Raw genomic sequence first — 14,628 nt, 5'->3', positions numbered from 1 at the left:
AAATAAAAGTGCAAGCAAGCGGTAGCTAAATGTTAAGGCCGCACTTGCGCTTTTCTTGGTTGAAAGATTATAGTAAAGATTGGTAATAATAAAAATGAAAAAGAGTTCGGATGAAAAGGTTGTGAAGCTTTGGTTGAAACGACTAGAAGTACTGAAGAGAAAGTGTTACTTGTAGGATGTAAGTTAACAGAGATGCAAGAGGAGCGATTTAGCTATTCGATGGAGGAATTAGCGGCCCTTACGAAAACGGCAGGTGGAGTAGTTTTTTCGACCGTTATTCAAAACCGACATAGCTTAGATCGAGCTACGTATATCGGAAAAGGTAAGATTGAAGAAATAGTTTCCCTTGTTGAAGAAGAGGAGATCGATATTGTCATTTTTAATGATGAACTTTCAACTAGCCAGGTTCGGAATTTAACTGCTTTAATACCGGCAAGAATTATTGATCGGACACAACTAATTTTAGATATCTTTTCGAGGCGAGCTAAATCGCGAGAAGGGAAGCTTCAAGTTGAATTAGCACAGTTGAATTATCTATTACCACGCTTGTCTGGACAAGGGCATTCTTTATCAAGACTTGGTGGTGGAATTGGTACGAGAGGTCCTGGTGAAACGCAGTTAGAAACCGACCGTAGACATATTAGGCGGAGAATGGATGAAATTAAAGAACAATTAAAGACAATTGTTCAGCATCGAGCATTATATCGTGAACGTAGAAAAGAAAATCGAGCATTTCAAATAGCTTTAGTCGGGTACACGAATGCTGGAAAATCAACGATACATAATCGCTTAACATTGGCCGATGCCTTAGAAGAGGATCAACTATTTGCAACATTAGATCCATTGACAAGAAGACTAAAATTACCTAGTGGTTTTCAAGCATTATTAACTGATACCGTTGGTTTTATTCAAGATCTTCCGACAACATTAGTAGCAGCATTCCGCTCTACGTTAGAAGAAGTCCGTGAAGCTGATTTTTTGCTTCATGTCGTTGATGCTTCAAATGAAGATTATTATAATCATGAAGAAACCGTGATGACCTTATTAGATCAACTTGACGTTAAAGATGTGCCGATGCTAACTGTGTATAATAAACGGGATGTAATGATCGCGCAATTCGTACCAACAGAAGGAAAGAAATCAATCCTTGTTTCTGCCCTTCTGCAAGAAGATTTGCAGAAACTCTTACTAAGAATTGAAGAAGAACTAAAGCCGAATTTCCGTTATTTTGAGGCTAAAATACATGCTAGTAACGGAAAGCTTTTATCTGAGTGTCAAACTGGAACGATCATCGAAAAACGGCTTTGGATGGAAGAGGATGAAAGTTACATGATAAAAGGCTATGCTTCACCTCAATCCGCAACGTTTAAACAGCTACAACAATTTCAAGGATAAAAAAGGGGTTATTATGTACGAACAATTTTCAAATGGTGAAAAGCTTAAGCAAATCGTGAAAGAAGTAGAAGAACAAATTAAAGGGATACACGCAATCATTGATAATACGATTGAAGTGAATCAGTTTAAGGTTTTACAAGCATTTCGAAGTCATCAAGTTTCAGATTTTCATTTTACTCCTTCAACCGGCTATGGTTATGATGATGTCGGCAGAGATACGTTAGAATTGATTTATGCTCACGTGTTTGGTGGCGAGGCGGCAATTGTAAGGCCACAAATAATTTCTGGGACACATGCGATTGCTACCTGTTTATTTGGAGTTTTGCGACCTGGAGATGAACTACTATATATCACAGGAAAGCCTTATGATACGTTAGAAGAAGTAGTTGGTAGTCGTGGTAGTGGTAATGGATCGCTTAAGGAGTTCGGTATTACCTATGACTGTGTTGAACTTACTTCTGAAGGAACTATATATTATGAAGAAGTTTCTAAAAGAATCAAGGCAAATACAAAAGTGATTGGCATTCAACGCTCCAAAGGGTATGCTAATCGACCGTCTTATACGATTAACGAAATTAAAGAAATGATAAGATTTGTAAAAGCAATAAAGGAAGATGTTATTGTTTTTGTCGATAATTGCTACGGGGAATTCGTAGAGACAATGGAACCGTGTCACGTAGGTGCCGATCTAATCGCTGGATCATTAATTAAAAATCCGGGTGGCGGCATTGTAAAAACAGGAGGGTACATTGTAGGTAAAGAAAAGCTAGTTGATTTAGCCTCTTATCGATTGGCTGCACCTGGAATTGGTAAAGAAGGCGGGGCATCTCTCTATAGTTTACAAGAGATGTACCAAGGTTTTTTTCTTGCACCTCATATTGTTGGACAAGCATTAAAAGGAGCGGTTTTTACAGCTGCGTTTCTTGAAAGACTTCAGTTCTCTACAAATCCTAAATGGAATGCCAAAAGAACTGATCTTATTCAATCTGTACAATTTAACCAGGCGGATACAATGATCGCATTTTGCCAAGGGATCCAACAAGCAGCACCGATAAATGCCCATGTTACTCCATACCCTAGTCCAATGCCAGGATATGAGGATGATGTAATTATGGCGGCAGGGACGTTTATTCAAGGAGCTAGTATTGAATTTTCTGCGGATGGTCCGCTTCGTCCACCGTATGTAGCCTATGTTCAAGGTGGACTTACTTATGGTCATGTCAAGATTGGAATTTTAACAGCAGTTGATCATTTAGTAAAAAAGGGTTTATTAACAATTTAATATTATTAAGATCACTCTTGCATATGAAAAGGGTGATTTTTTTATGAGAAGTTTCAGTATAAGAAAGGAGATTTATTGTAAAAATACCTATGTGAGAAAATCTAACATAGTTTTCATGTTAACTTAGCTCACATGTATTGACAGCTTTTCTCTCGTGTTGTAACCTATTATTAACAAAGTAAAGGGGGAAGGCAATTGGGAGATCATATTAGAAGGAACATGCCATTGTTTCCGATTGGTATCGTAAAAAAGCTTACTGAATTAACAGCAAGACAAATTCGATATTATGAAGAACACGGTCTCATTCATCCGGCTCGGACGACAGGAAACCAACGCCTATTTTCCTTTAATGATGTTGATAGGTTATTAGAAATTAAAGAATTAATTGATCAAGGCATTAATCTTTCAGGTGTAAAGAAAGTTTTCTTACTAAAGCAACAACAAGCTGGGCAGGTGGCTCCAGTAATTATTCAAAACGTAAGTCAGAAAGATCAAAAAGAATTAACAGATCAACAGCTAAGAAGTTATTTAAAAAGCGAATTACTGATGGCAGGAAGATATGGTAAAGCATCGTTAATTCAAGGAGAATTATCAAGGTTTTTTCACTAAATTCTTTATAAAATCATCATTTCGGTAAAACGTAGTTTTGCTAAGATGGTTAGTATATAAATACACCAAATTTTAGGAGGAGAATGAATTATGGGATCAAAGTACTCAAGAGAAGATATTGTGAGATTTGCGGAAGAGGAAAATGTTAGGTTTCTTCGCCTACAATTCACCGATTTACTAGGAATTATTAAAAATGTGGAAGTTCCAGTAAGCCAATTAAATAAAGTGTTAGATAACCTGATGATGTTTGATGGATCTTCAATTGAAGGGTTTGTACGTATTGAAGAGTCAGACATGTATTTATTTCCGGATTTAGATACATGGGTAGTATTCCCATGGACGAGTGAAAAAGGAAAAGTTGCACGTTTGATTTGTGACATTTATGATCCTTCTGGTGTACCGTTTGCAGGTGACCCACGTGGTGTATTAAAGCGTGTATTAGCAGAAGCAAAAGAGATGGGTTTCACTGCGTTTAATATTGGACCTGAGCCAGAGTTCTTCTTATTTAAAGTTGATGAAAAAGGAGAACCAACATTAGAATTAAATGATAAAGGTGGCTACTTCGACTTAGCGCCAACCGACCTAGGTGAAAATTGCCGTCGTGATATCGTTTTAGAACTTGAAGATATGGGCTTTGAAATTGAAGCATCACATCATGAGGTAGCACCAGGGCAACATGAAATTGATTTTAAATACGCTGATGCAATAACAACTTGTGATAATATCCAAACGTTTAAGCTTGTTGTTAAAACGATAGCTAGAAAGCATGGCTTACATGCTACGTTCATGCCAAAACCATTATTCGGTGTAAACGGATCAGGAATGCACTGCAATATGTCTCTATTTAAAGGGAAAGAAAACGTATTTTATGATCCATCGACTGAAACAGGTTTAAGTGAAACGGCGATGAACTTCTTAGCTGGTATCATTAAGCATGCTGAAGCGTTCACTGCAATAACAAATCCAACAGTTAACTCATACAAACGTTTAGTACCAGGTTATGAAGCGCCTTGTTACGTGGCCTGGTCAATGCGTAACCGTAGTCCACTAATTCGTATTCCGGCTTCACGTGGTCTAAGCACGCGTGTTGAGGTACGTAGCCCAGACCCAGCTGCAAACCCATATTTAGCAATGGCTGTTATGCTTGCAGCAGGTCTTGACGGAATTAAAAATAACATTACACCACCGCCGTCAACAGATCGTAACATCTATGTGATGAATAAAGAAGAACGAGTTGAAGCGGGGATCAATGATCTTCCTGCAACCTTAAAAGAAGCTCTTGATAAATTAAGAGCAGATGAAGTTATTACGAAAGCTCTTGGTGAGCATGCGTTAGAACACTTCTGTGAAGCGAAGGAAATTGAGTGGGATATGTTCCGCACACAAGTCCACCCATGGGAACGCGAACAATATATGTCGAACTACTAATAAGTAGAACCCTTGATACCATTGGTATTGAGGGTTTTTCTTTATGCCATATTTCTAATAGCCGAAAAACATGTTTCTTTAACCATCATCAATTTATTTTTACTTGAATAAGCTTATAGAAAGACTGGTTTTGGTAGCTTTTAAGACTTAAATCAAGCGGAAGTCTAGTAGAAATTTTAACTATGTTAAATCTATAAAAGGAGCTGGTTGTGTGAGATGGTTGTTTAAGCGGAAGAAAAAAGAATATGGCGTAATTGATAAAGAAGGCAGAGTATACATGCAGCCTTTGGATGATCGTCAATGGGTATTAGATATGTTTAGACGAAAAGGGTATATAGTTGATAAGCATTCTTTGAAAGATGGAAGATGATTAGGGAGCACCTGCTTTTATTTAAAGATAAGAAACTATAAAATGTTTCCACACGCAGTCCTTACTTGATGTGGTATTTTTATAACCTGAGTGAGAGGGTTTTCCTCACTCAGGTTTTTTTGTAATTTTCGGGGTAGGGTGTACTTCTAAACCAAGCTTTTGTCTAAGTTTGTTGTGTTAAGATGACAACGTTGGTAGTTGCGAAAATTCTTGTTGTTATAACTTTTTTTTTGTGGTAATCTACCTTCAAGGAAACCAGAAATGATAAATGGGTTTCCTGAAGTTTGAAAGGTGGCTTATAGATGACATTACGCTTGAAGATACTTGAAGCAACTCTAGAAATCTTTAATGAAAAAGGACCGTCGTTGACTCTAACTGATATTTGTCAGGTTTTAAAAATTAGTAAAAAAACGATTTATACAGTATTCAAAGATAAAGAAGACTTGTTGATGGAGATGATGGATTGGTGTTTTTCAGAAATAAAGGCAAGTGAGAAAGAAATCGTTGATGATCCTACCCTGACAATAACTGAAAAAATTAAAAAGGTTATCATAGTTTTACCAGCAAGATATAAGGAGTTTAATTGGAGACAGCTTGCTAATGTAAGAGAAAAATACCCAATACTTCATAAGGCAATGCAAAGAAGAATTGAATCAGATTGGGAAGGGACTATTAGCTTAATAGAGCAAGGTATTGAGGAAGGTGTTGTCCGACCAATTTCAACCCCAGTGTTAAAGCTTATGATTGAAGCTAGTATCGTTCATTTTTTAGAAAGCGATGAACTAGAAAAAGCAAATATCCCATATCCTGAAGCGTTGGACCAGATGATGGAAATATTAATGTATGGTATTAATAATAGCCCCTTCGAATAGATCAGCAATTCATTGAGAAACTGTGAAATGTTCATTCGTAGAAAAGAAATCAATTTAGAGGAGAAAAATCCCACCTGAAATGTGGAGGGAGATAATAAATTGAATCAAAAATCCTTTAACGCTATAGCTCGGCGAATGCCGAGAGTCTATATAACAAAAGGGAGGAACAAAACGATGAGAGTAGTTAAACCGTTTAATGACGATTGGCTTTTTAGTGAGGTTTTCGATTCCGCGTTACTAGAAAAAAAAGCAGATACATGTTCTATGAAACAAATAAGGATCCCTCATACTGTAGTAGAAACGCCTTATAACTGCTTTTCCGAATCTACATACCAATTTGTAAGCGTGTACAGGAAAAGTTTTACTCCTGATGATGAATGGAAAGATAAAAGAGTAACCTTAAATTTTGAAGGTGCAGCGCACCAGGCAGATGTGTATCTTAATGAGCAATACATTGGGTCACACCTAGGAGGGTATACAGCTTTTCGAGTAGACCTTTCGGAACATTTAATGTTTGGAGAAGAAAATGTATTAGTTGTAAAGCTCGATAGTAGAGAAACGTTAAATATCCCACCTTTTGGGCACGTCATTGACTATCTTACATATGGTGGCCTGTACAGAGAGGTTTGGCTTGAAGTGACTTCGAGAGCCTGGATTGAGGATGTTTTTGTTTACACCACTGATGTACTCGAAGAAAATCAAAAGCTTCATGTGAAAACAACACTTTCTAACGCTAGCTTAGAAGATCGTGTAAAAGTCGTTCATGAGTTATATAAGGAAAACGAGTTTATCCAGCAATTAACGGATGGGCCAGCACCGTATTTAAAAGATGCTACGTACACTATTTTGAATGGTGCATTATGGGATATTGATACTCCGCATTTATACACGTTGAAAACAACGCTGTATGAAGAAGGTAAACCTGTAGATGAGTTAAATACGGTATTTGGTATTCGGGATGCGATTTTTAAACGAGATGGATTTTATTTAAATGGGAAAAAAGTAAAACTTAGAGGGCTTAACCGTCATCAAAGTTGGCCATATGTCGGTTACGCAATGCCAGAAGGGCCACAAAGATTCGATGCAGAGATTTTAAAGTATGAACTTGGACTTAATGCTGTTCGAACATCGCACTATCCACAATCAAAACATTTTATTGAACATTGCGATCGAATTGGCTTGATCGTTTTTACTGAAATTCCAGGGTGGCAAAACATTGGTGACCGACAATGGCAGGATGTAGCGGTTGAAATGACAAGAGAAATGGTATGTCAGTATAGGAATCACCCGTCAATTGTTTTATGGGGGGTGCGTATTAATGAATCATTAGATAACAATGAGTTTTATCAGCGTACAAATGAAATGGCACGAAAATTAGATCCTTCAAGACAAACGAGTGGTGTCCGATATATTAAAAATAGTCACCTTCTTGAGGATGTTTATTCGTTTAATGATTTCTCCCACACAGGAAATAACCGAGGGATTTTGCCGAAATCAAAGGTTACAAAGGAAAAAACTAAAGGCTATTTAGTTAGTGAATTTAATGGACATATGTATCCAACTAAATCTTTCGATAAAGAAGTTTGTCGTTTATCTCACGCATTAAGACATGCTCGTGTCCTTGATGATATTGCAACAAATGAAGAAGTTTCAGGTGGCTTTGGCTGGTGTATGTTTGATTACAATACTCATAAAGATTTCGGGAGTGGCGATCGCATTTGTTATCACGGTGTCATGGATTCATTTAGAAACCCTAAACTAGCATCAGCTGTTTATGCTAGTCAGAAAGACGATATTCCTGTTTTAGAAATAAGTTCTGAAATGAGTATTGGTGATCATGAAGCAGGTACGATTAAATCGATCTATGCCTTTACAAATGCCGAAAAGGTAAATATGTACGTTAATGACACGTTTGTAAAAAGTTTTTATCCAGATCGTGATCTGTATAAAGGGTTAAAACACCCACCTATTTTCGTCGATGACACGGTTGGTGAAAGACTAGCAGTGGGAGAAAGCTACAATCCGAAAGTAGCTGAGCGAATTAAAAAAGTAATCCGGACAGCCGCTGAAGTTGGCGATACCGGCCTTCCATTATCGGTAAAATTGAGAGCGCTTCAGCTTATGGTGGTACATGGATTGAAGTTTGAAGATTTTTATAAATTGTACGGTAAGTATGTTGGAAACTGGGGTGATCAAGTGACTACTTATCGATTCGATGCGATAAAAGGTGAACAGGTTGTCGCGTCCGTAACTAAGGCACCAATGGAAAAAGTAAGCTTGGAAGTCATTGCTGACCGACTGAAGTTGTCCGAGAAAAATACATATGATGTAGCAACGATCAGAATACGAGCCGTTGATCAAAACAAAAACAGTCTGCACTATTGGCAGGAACCGGTCTTCTTAGAAACGACAGGTCCAGTTGAGATTATTGGTCCTAAAGTGCTGAGCTTAAAAGGAGGTATGGGAGGCACATATATAAAGACAATCGGCACTACTGGAGAAGCAACACTTAAAGTGAAAACAGAGACAGGAGAGTTTACAACACTTACGTTTGCTATTGAAAAAATTCAATAAAAAGGTTGAACGGGGGATGGATTATGCTAACAGTAAAAGAGAAGCTATCTTATGGTGTTGGAGCAGTTGGTAAAGATTTAGTATACGCATTAGTGTCAGGTTTTTTGCTCTATTATTACAATGCTGTATTAGGTATTAGTGCAACGTTTATTGGAATCTTATTCATGGTTGCAAGAGTTTTTGATGCCTTTAATGATCCTTTTATGGGTGTCATTGTCCAGTATACAAAATCGCCATGGGGTAAATTTAGACCATGGATTATGGGTGGAACGGTTATTAATGCTTTGGTACTGTATGCCCTATTTTCTATTCCCGAAGGATTATCTGGAAACTCGCTTTTAATCTGGATAAGCGTCGCTTACGTCATATGGGGTATCACTTACACCATGATGGATATTCCTTACTGGTCTTTAATCCCTGCGATCACGAAAGCTGGAAAGGAAAGAGAGAGTATTTCCGTTATCGCAAGAAGCTTTGCTGGTTTTGGTTTTGCAATTCCAATTGCTCTAACGATGGCTTTAGTGCCGCTATTAGGTAATGGATCAGAACACGCTGGCTTTAGTCGATTGGCTGCAATCATAGCCGTTTTATTTGTGATATTTATCGGGATCACGGTGAGTAACGTTAAAGAAAAAGTGAATGTGATTGAAAAACCGCCTCGTGTTAAAGAGATGTTAAAGTCCTTACTTAGAAATGATCAAGCTTTAGTTGTCGTTGTTTCAATTGTTATTTTCAATGCTTCTCTTTACCTTACACAGCAATTGGCGATCTATTTTTTTAGGTTTGATATCGGGAATGCAGCCCTATTTGGAGTATTTGGAACAATTGGTGGGGCAACGCAAATATTGGCGATGATGTTTGTCCCAGTATTACGAAAATATGTGAGTCGTAAGCGGTTATTAGTAGGGGCAATTTTATTGACAATAGTCGGCTATAGTTTGCTTTTTGCTTTAGGTGTAGCCAATGTTAAATCAATCGTTCCACTAGCAATTGCTGCTAGTATCATTTTTACTGGCTTTGGGATAGCAACGGTATTAACGACGATATTTCTTGCGGATAGTGTAGACTACGGTGAATGGAAAAACGACATGCGTTCAGAGAGTGTGATATTTTCACTTCAAACATTTGTCGTAAAATTGTCTTCGGCAATTTCCGTATTCATTGCTGGTGTTGGTCTTGATCTTATTGGTTTAGATCCAGACGCAGCAGTTCAGACCCAGGAAACCCTTTTTGGATTACGAATGTTAATGATTGTTATACCGATGATTGGACTTATTATATCGATTTTGTTTTTTGTAAAGCGATTTAAGCTTACAGAGGAAAAACTTAGTTTCATTAATGGTGAGCTTGAGAAAAGGAGGGCCATATGATCTTATATCAAGATGGATTATTTGTATTACAGACAAAAAACACAACCTATTTATTTAGAAGCTTGCCTTCAGGGCATCTCTCTCATCTTTATTATGGAAGAAAACTTTGCTTCGAAACGTCTGTAAAAACTAGTATAGTAGATGCTCTAACCTCAAAAATGAACTATTTACCTGGGAACACGATCCAGTACGACGATCGATTTCCTAAAAGGTGTCTTGAATGGACAACGCTTGAGTTTAGTACTTTAGGTAAAGGAGACATTCGTGAACCTTCAGCAATCTTTGTCTACGCGGATGGAAGTCGAACAAGTGATTTTCTTTACTCTTCACATTCGATTCATCAAGGGCAGTTAGCTCTCACTGATTTACCAGGAGCCTACGGCACAGAAGAGGAAGTTCAAACTTTAGTCGTCACTTTAAAAGAGGCGCACCGTGAAGTTTATCTCGAGCTTATTTATCAAGTATTTTTTGAAGCTGATGTTATCACTAGGAAAGTACGAGTAATTAATAAAGAAGAACATGGAATTACGATTGAGAAAATAATGAGTTTACAAATTGACTTTGATCATAAGAACTTTGAAATGACAACCTTTACAGGTAGCTGGGCAAATGAAATGAATAAGCAAGTGGTTCCTTTAAAAGGAGCTGCTATGAGTGTTAGTAGCCAATGTGGAACTTCGAGTAATCGGACGAATCCGTTTTTCATGCTTTCAGAGCCTAATACATCGGAGGATTTTGGGAAGTGCTATGGCTTTAATCTTGTTTATAGCGGTAATCATTATGCTAGCGTCTCGCCAGGCAGTAATGGTGGGACTAGGGTAATGAGTGGAATTAATCCGACCGAATTTAATTGGTATTTGCAATCTGATGAAGTGTTCGATACACCTGAAGCGGTATTTTCTTATAGTGACTCAGGTTTTAACACGTTGAGTCAACGTTTTCATCAATTTATCCAGAAACATATTGTTAGAGGAACGTGGCAAAACAAACAGAGACCGGTACTTATAAATAGTTGGGAAGCTCACTATTTTAAATTTAATGAAAAGAAATTATTGAGTCTTGCAAAAAAAGCAAAGGACATTGGAATTGAGTTATTTGTCCTTGACGATGGCTGGTTTGGTGAGAGAGATGATGACACTAGTTCCTTAGGCGATTGGTATGTAAATGAGAAAAAGCTCCCGAACGGAATAGAGGGACTAGCTAAAAAAATTGAAGAACTTGGTATGGCCTTTGGTATTTGGGTTGAGCCAGAAATGGTCAATGAAAACAGTAAATGTTACAAGGAACATCCAGAGTGGGCAGTGAAAATTCCTAATAGAGCCCATTCAAAAGGCAGAAATCAAATGTTATTAGATTTAACACAGCGAGAAGTCCAGGATTATCTCATTTCGCAAATGGCGAATATTTTCTTGAAAAAAGGCGTTAGCTATGTGAAGTGGGATATGAATCGTAATTTTTCAGATGCGTATAGTTCGGCACTTCCAGCAGATAGACAGGGAGAATTTTTACACCGGTATACTCTTGGACTTTACAGAGTTTTAAGGAAGCTAACCGAGACTTTTCCAAATATCTTATTTGAAAGCTGCGCCTCAGGAGGTAACCGTTTCGACTTAGGGATGCTCTGTTACATGCCGCAAGTGTGGACGAGTGATAACACAGATGCTATCAGTCGTTTAAGTATTCAAGAAGGGGCTAGTTATGGCTATCCTTTATCAGTCATGGGGGCACATGTTTCAGTATGTCCAAACCATCAGACGTTAAGAAGTGTTCCGTTATCAACTAGATTCAACACTGCATGCTTTGGGTTGTTGGGTTTTGAATTAAATTTATCGGATATGTCAAAAGATGCGTTGGATGAAATGAGAGAACAAATTCAGTGCTATAAAGATTGGCGACAAGTATTTCAATTTGGACGGTTTTACCGGGTGAACAATCCTACAATAGGTAGTGGGACAAGCTGGATGGTTGTTTCGGAAGATGGTTTGCGAGCAGTTGGCGGTATTTTTCAGATCCTATATAATGAGCAGAGTGCTCGAATGAAGTTTATCGGAAAAGGGCTTTTACCTGGTGCAATTTATCACTTTTACAATATGCCCTTTAAAATACCAGTAAAAGTGTTTGGTGATTTAATTAATATGTACTCGCCGGTTCATATTAAACAAGATTCAATGTTACACAACATCGTCTCAAAGTTCTACTCTTTAAATGGTGAAGTTGAGGATTATGTCATACCAGGAGACGTTATTAATGAGGCCGGTATTTGGTTGAAGCAAGGGTTTCAAGGAACAGGTTATGATCAAGATATAAGAGTCTTTAATGATTTTTCTTCAAGATTATATTTTATGGAAGTATGTAATAATTTAATAGAGAATATGTAGAAGCAAGGAGTCAGACTCCTTGCTTTTTTACCTGGATATGTCAAGCCAAATTCTTTCCAAAAACACAAAAAAGAACCAACCAAAGTTGATCCTTTTTATAATTAGACATATTAACTGTTAGTGTACCGAGCGGAATACCCCAATAACTTTCCCTAAAATCGAACAGTTTTGTAGAATAATAGGTTCCATTGAAGAGTTTTCCGGCTGTAGTCTAATAAAGTCTTTTTCTTTAAAGAAACGTTTAACTGTAGCTTCATCTTCTTCAGTCATAGCCACAACGATATCCCCGTTATTTGCCGTCGGCTGTTGCCTAACAATAACCATATCTTTATCAAAAATTCCTGCCTCAATCATACTATCACCTTGGATTACGAGAACAAAGACTTTGTCGTCCCCAACGAATTTTTCGGGAAGGGGTAAGTAATCCTCTACATTTTCATAAGCTGTAATTGGTTCTCCGGCAGTTACTTTACCGATGATAGGTACATATGAAGTATTAGGTGCTAGCTGTTCATAGCTTTCGTCTTTTAAATCAAGAACTTCAATGGCTCTAGGTTTTGTAGGGTCTCTGCGAATTAATCCCTTTTTTTCGAGGCGAGAAAGGTGCCCATGCACAGTAGAACTAGATGCTAACCCTACTGCTTCACCGATTTCTCGAACTGATGGTGGATACCCTTTTTTCCGAACTTCATCTTTTATATAATCTAAAATTTCTTGCTGCCGTTTTGAAATCTTATTCATTATGTAGCACCCCATTTTCTTCATTATCTTACCATAATTATACTTCAGTTGTATCAAATATGCAAACATAAGTTCTAAAAACAGTTGACAAGAACGAATGTTCGTTATATTATAAAAGAGAACATATGATCTTATATAAGAAAGTGAGTGTTTTAAATGGATAAAAGACAAAAGTTTTCATTCTCAGATATTAGTTATATTGCATTATTTATTACTATAATCGCTTACATGTTAATGTCTGCTCATGTTTCTGCCCAACCTAAATATGAGCATTTCATAGAAGTAGAAGTAAAAAATGGAGATACACTTTGGTCAATTGCAAGCAAATACACAGATGGAGTAACCGTCCAGTCTTACATAACGATATTAAAAGAACAGAATAATCTTAGGGATCATCACATTTATGCCGGACAAGTTCTACTCGTTCCTCAACAAACAAATAAGGATGCAGGTGTTGAAAATGAAAGCGATCATTTACTGTCGAGTAAGTACTGATAAACAAACTCAGGAAACGTCATTATCAAGACAAAAAGAGGAATTAGTATTGTTGGCAAAGAGAAATGATCTCTCCATCTTTAAAATTATTGAAGAGAAGGCAAGTGGATTTGAAATTGAGAGAGATGGAATTTTTGAGATTTTGGAAGATTTCAAGGAGAAAAGAGCGGAGGTCTTGTTAATACAAGATGATACTCGGCTTGGAAGAGGGAATACGAAAATTGCTCTAGTCCATCAATTAATAAAATACGACGTTCAAATCCAAACGATTAACGATAATGGCGAATTAAAACTTTCAGAAACTGATACGCTTGTCTTAGATATCGTAAGTGTTGTCGAAGAATATCAGAGAAAGCTTCATAATCTGAAGATAAAACGTGGAATGAATAGAGCTATTAAAAATGGCTATAATCCTTTTGAAAATTTAGGGAATACTAACGCAGGTGGTCGAATAAAAAAGGAAATTCCTATAGAAGAAATTGTTAGGCTGAAGAAAATGAAACTAACCTTTCGAGAAATAGCAGCTACCTTAAGGGGATTTGGCTATGATGTTTCAAAAGCGACCGTTCACCGTCGTTATCAAGAGCATCTTAAAGACAGTCAAGAACACGAATTCAACCCAGTGGAAGTCAATTAAAAGGTGAAAACAACGAATATTTACATGTAAGCCATTTAGCACTCCTTATTAAAAAGTTGAAAAGGTCTTGTACTTGATGTAAATTTACCAGTAGGTCTAATCAATTTATGGAGGGTTATAATGTTATCAAGTGAAAAGTTAAAGCGGATTAATGAACTTTCAAAAAAAGCAAAATTAAATAGTCTTACAATTGAGGAAACAAAGGAACAGCAACAATTACGGCAAGAATATATTCAAACGTTTCGTTCCTCATTTAAAAATCAACTTCATTCTATTAAAGTTGTCGATGATGAAGGTAAGGATGTCACACCGAAAAAGCTAAAAGCAAGTAAGCAAACTAATAAAAGTAACTTAAAGCATTAACATCTCTTTTTTATTCGACAAAAATTCACTATTTTATCCACAGATAGCCTTGTTAAATTTTATGAGAAGGTATATGATAAAAAACGTAATAAAATGTGGATTGAGGAAAGAAAG

General features: G+C 37.0%; 13 protein-coding genes. 12 read left to right on the top strand and 1 reads right to left on the bottom strand.

What is annotated here, in order from left to right:
* The first annotated feature begins 129 nt into the window (after positions 1–129).
* The 9 genes from hflX (at position 130) to ACK4M9_RS08120 (ending at position 12,278) form a co-directional block, all read left to right on the top strand.
* Positions 130–1,395: a GTPase HflX gene (gene hflX / locus ACK4M9_RS08160; protein ID WP_409849260.1), complete on the top strand. Its 1,266-nt coding sequence runs from the start codon at positions 130–132 to the stop codon at positions 1,393–1,395.
* A 13-nt stretch (positions 1,396–1,408) separates the two neighbouring features.
* On the top strand, positions 1,409–2,677 hold the full coding sequence (locus tag ACK4M9_RS08155; RefSeq protein WP_409849258.1) for a methionine gamma-lyase family protein: 1,269 nt from the start codon (positions 1,409–1,411) through the stop codon (positions 2,675–2,677).
* Between the two features lie 195 nt (positions 2,678–2,872).
* Positions 2,873–3,286, top strand: coding sequence for a MerR family transcriptional regulator (locus tag ACK4M9_RS08150; protein WP_409849256.1), 414 nt, complete (start codon positions 2,873–2,875; stop codon positions 3,284–3,286).
* 90 nt (positions 3,287–3,376) lie between these two features.
* Entirely contained in the window at positions 3,377–4,714 is a 1,338-nt protein-coding gene (glnA, locus tag ACK4M9_RS08145) for a type I glutamate--ammonia ligase (RefSeq protein WP_409849254.1), read from the top strand.
* A gap of 211 nt (positions 4,715–4,925) precedes the next feature.
* Entirely contained in the window at positions 4,926–5,084 is a 159-nt protein-coding gene (locus ACK4M9_RS08140; RefSeq protein ID WP_409849252.1) for a hypothetical protein, read from the top strand.
* A gap of 302 nt (positions 5,085–5,386) precedes the next feature.
* Positions 5,387–5,956, top strand: a complete 570-nt coding sequence (locus tag ACK4M9_RS08135) for a TetR/AcrR family transcriptional regulator (protein WP_409849250.1) — start codon at positions 5,387–5,389, stop codon at positions 5,954–5,956.
* Positions 5,957–6,130: 174 nt separating this feature from the next.
* On the top strand, positions 6,131–8,530 hold the full coding sequence (locus ACK4M9_RS08130) for a glycoside hydrolase family 2 protein (protein WP_409849249.1): 2,400 nt from the start codon (positions 6,131–6,133) through the stop codon (positions 8,528–8,530).
* A 23-nt stretch (positions 8,531–8,553) separates the two neighbouring features.
* On the top strand, positions 8,554–9,900 hold the full coding sequence (locus tag ACK4M9_RS08125) for a glycoside-pentoside-hexuronide (GPH):cation symporter (RefSeq protein ID WP_409849247.1): 1,347 nt from the start codon (positions 8,554–8,556) through the stop codon (positions 9,898–9,900).
* Positions 9,897–12,278 (top strand): alpha-galactosidase, encoded by a 2,382-nt coding sequence (locus ACK4M9_RS08120; protein ID WP_409849245.1) that lies wholly within the window; start codon positions 9,897–9,899, stop codon positions 12,276–12,278. The genes ACK4M9_RS08125 and ACK4M9_RS08120 overlap by 4 nt, the downstream gene beginning before the upstream one ends.
* 117 nt (positions 12,279–12,395) lie before the next feature.
* Here the strand turns inward: ACK4M9_RS08120 and lexA are convergent, their stop codons facing one another.
* On the bottom strand, positions 12,396–13,019 hold the full coding sequence (gene lexA / locus ACK4M9_RS08115; RefSeq protein ID WP_409849243.1) for a transcriptional repressor LexA: 624 nt from the start codon (positions 13,017–13,019) through the stop codon (positions 12,396–12,398).
* 156 nt (positions 13,020–13,175) lie between these two features.
* Here lexA and yneA point away from each other — a divergent pair, with 156 nt between their 5' ends.
* The 3 genes from yneA to ACK4M9_RS08100 all read left to right on the top strand — a co-directional run bounded on the left by yneA (position 13,176) and on the right by ACK4M9_RS08100 (position 14,514).
* Complete coding sequence (gene yneA, locus ACK4M9_RS08110; protein ID WP_409849241.1) at positions 13,176–13,514, top strand: cell division suppressor protein YneA; 339 nt, start codon at positions 13,176–13,178, stop codon at positions 13,512–13,514.
* On the top strand, positions 13,480–14,151 hold the full coding sequence (locus tag ACK4M9_RS08105) for a YneB family resolvase-like protein (protein ID WP_409849239.1): 672 nt from the start codon (positions 13,480–13,482) through the stop codon (positions 14,149–14,151). Before yneA ends, ACK4M9_RS08105 begins: the two co-directional genes overlap by 35 nt.
* A 120-nt stretch (positions 14,152–14,271) precedes the next feature.
* On the top strand, positions 14,272–14,514 hold the full coding sequence (locus ACK4M9_RS08100) for a DUF896 domain-containing protein (RefSeq protein WP_409849237.1): 243 nt from the start codon (positions 14,272–14,274) through the stop codon (positions 14,512–14,514).
* Positions 14,515–14,628 lie beyond the last annotated feature (114 nt).

Source organism: Anaerobacillus sp., assembly GCF_046314235.1.
Taxonomy (GTDB): domain Bacteria; phylum Bacillota; class Bacilli; order Bacillales; family Anaerobacillaceae; genus Anaerobacillus.
Note: the sequence above shows the minus strand (reverse complement) of the source record. Positions and strands in the feature narration are given on the sequence as shown.

Coding starts and splice junctions, on each gene's coding strand:
- ACK4M9_RS08155 (WP_409849258.1), top strand. CDS start 1,409: ATGTACGAACAATTTTCAAATGGTGAAAAGCTTAAGCAAATCGTGAAA.
- glnA (WP_409849254.1), top strand. CDS start 3,377: ATGGGATCAAAGTACTCAAGAGAAGATATTGTGAGATTTGCGGAAGAG.
- ACK4M9_RS08135 (WP_409849250.1), top strand. CDS start 5,387: ATGACATTACGCTTGAAGATACTTGAAGCAACTCTAGAAATCTTTAAT.
- ACK4M9_RS08130 (WP_409849249.1), top strand. CDS start 6,131: ATGAGAGTAGTTAAACCGTTTAATGACGATTGGCTTTTTAGTGAGGTT.
- ACK4M9_RS08125 (WP_409849247.1), top strand. CDS start 8,554: ATGCTAACAGTAAAAGAGAAGCTATCTTATGGTGTTGGAGCAGTTGGT.
- ACK4M9_RS08120 (WP_409849245.1), top strand. CDS start 9,897: ATGATCTTATATCAAGATGGATTATTTGTATTACAGACAAAAAACACA.
- lexA (WP_409849243.1), bottom strand. CDS start 13,019: ATGAATAAGATTTCAAAACGGCAGCAAGAAATTTTAGATTATATAAAA.
- yneA (WP_409849241.1), top strand. CDS start 13,176: ATGGATAAAAGACAAAAGTTTTCATTCTCAGATATTAGTTATATTGCA.
- ACK4M9_RS08105 (WP_409849239.1), top strand. CDS start 13,480: ATGAAAGCGATCATTTACTGTCGAGTAAGTACTGATAAACAAACTCAG.
- ACK4M9_RS08100 (WP_409849237.1), top strand. CDS start 14,272: ATGTTATCAAGTGAAAAGTTAAAGCGGATTAATGAACTTTCAAAAAAA.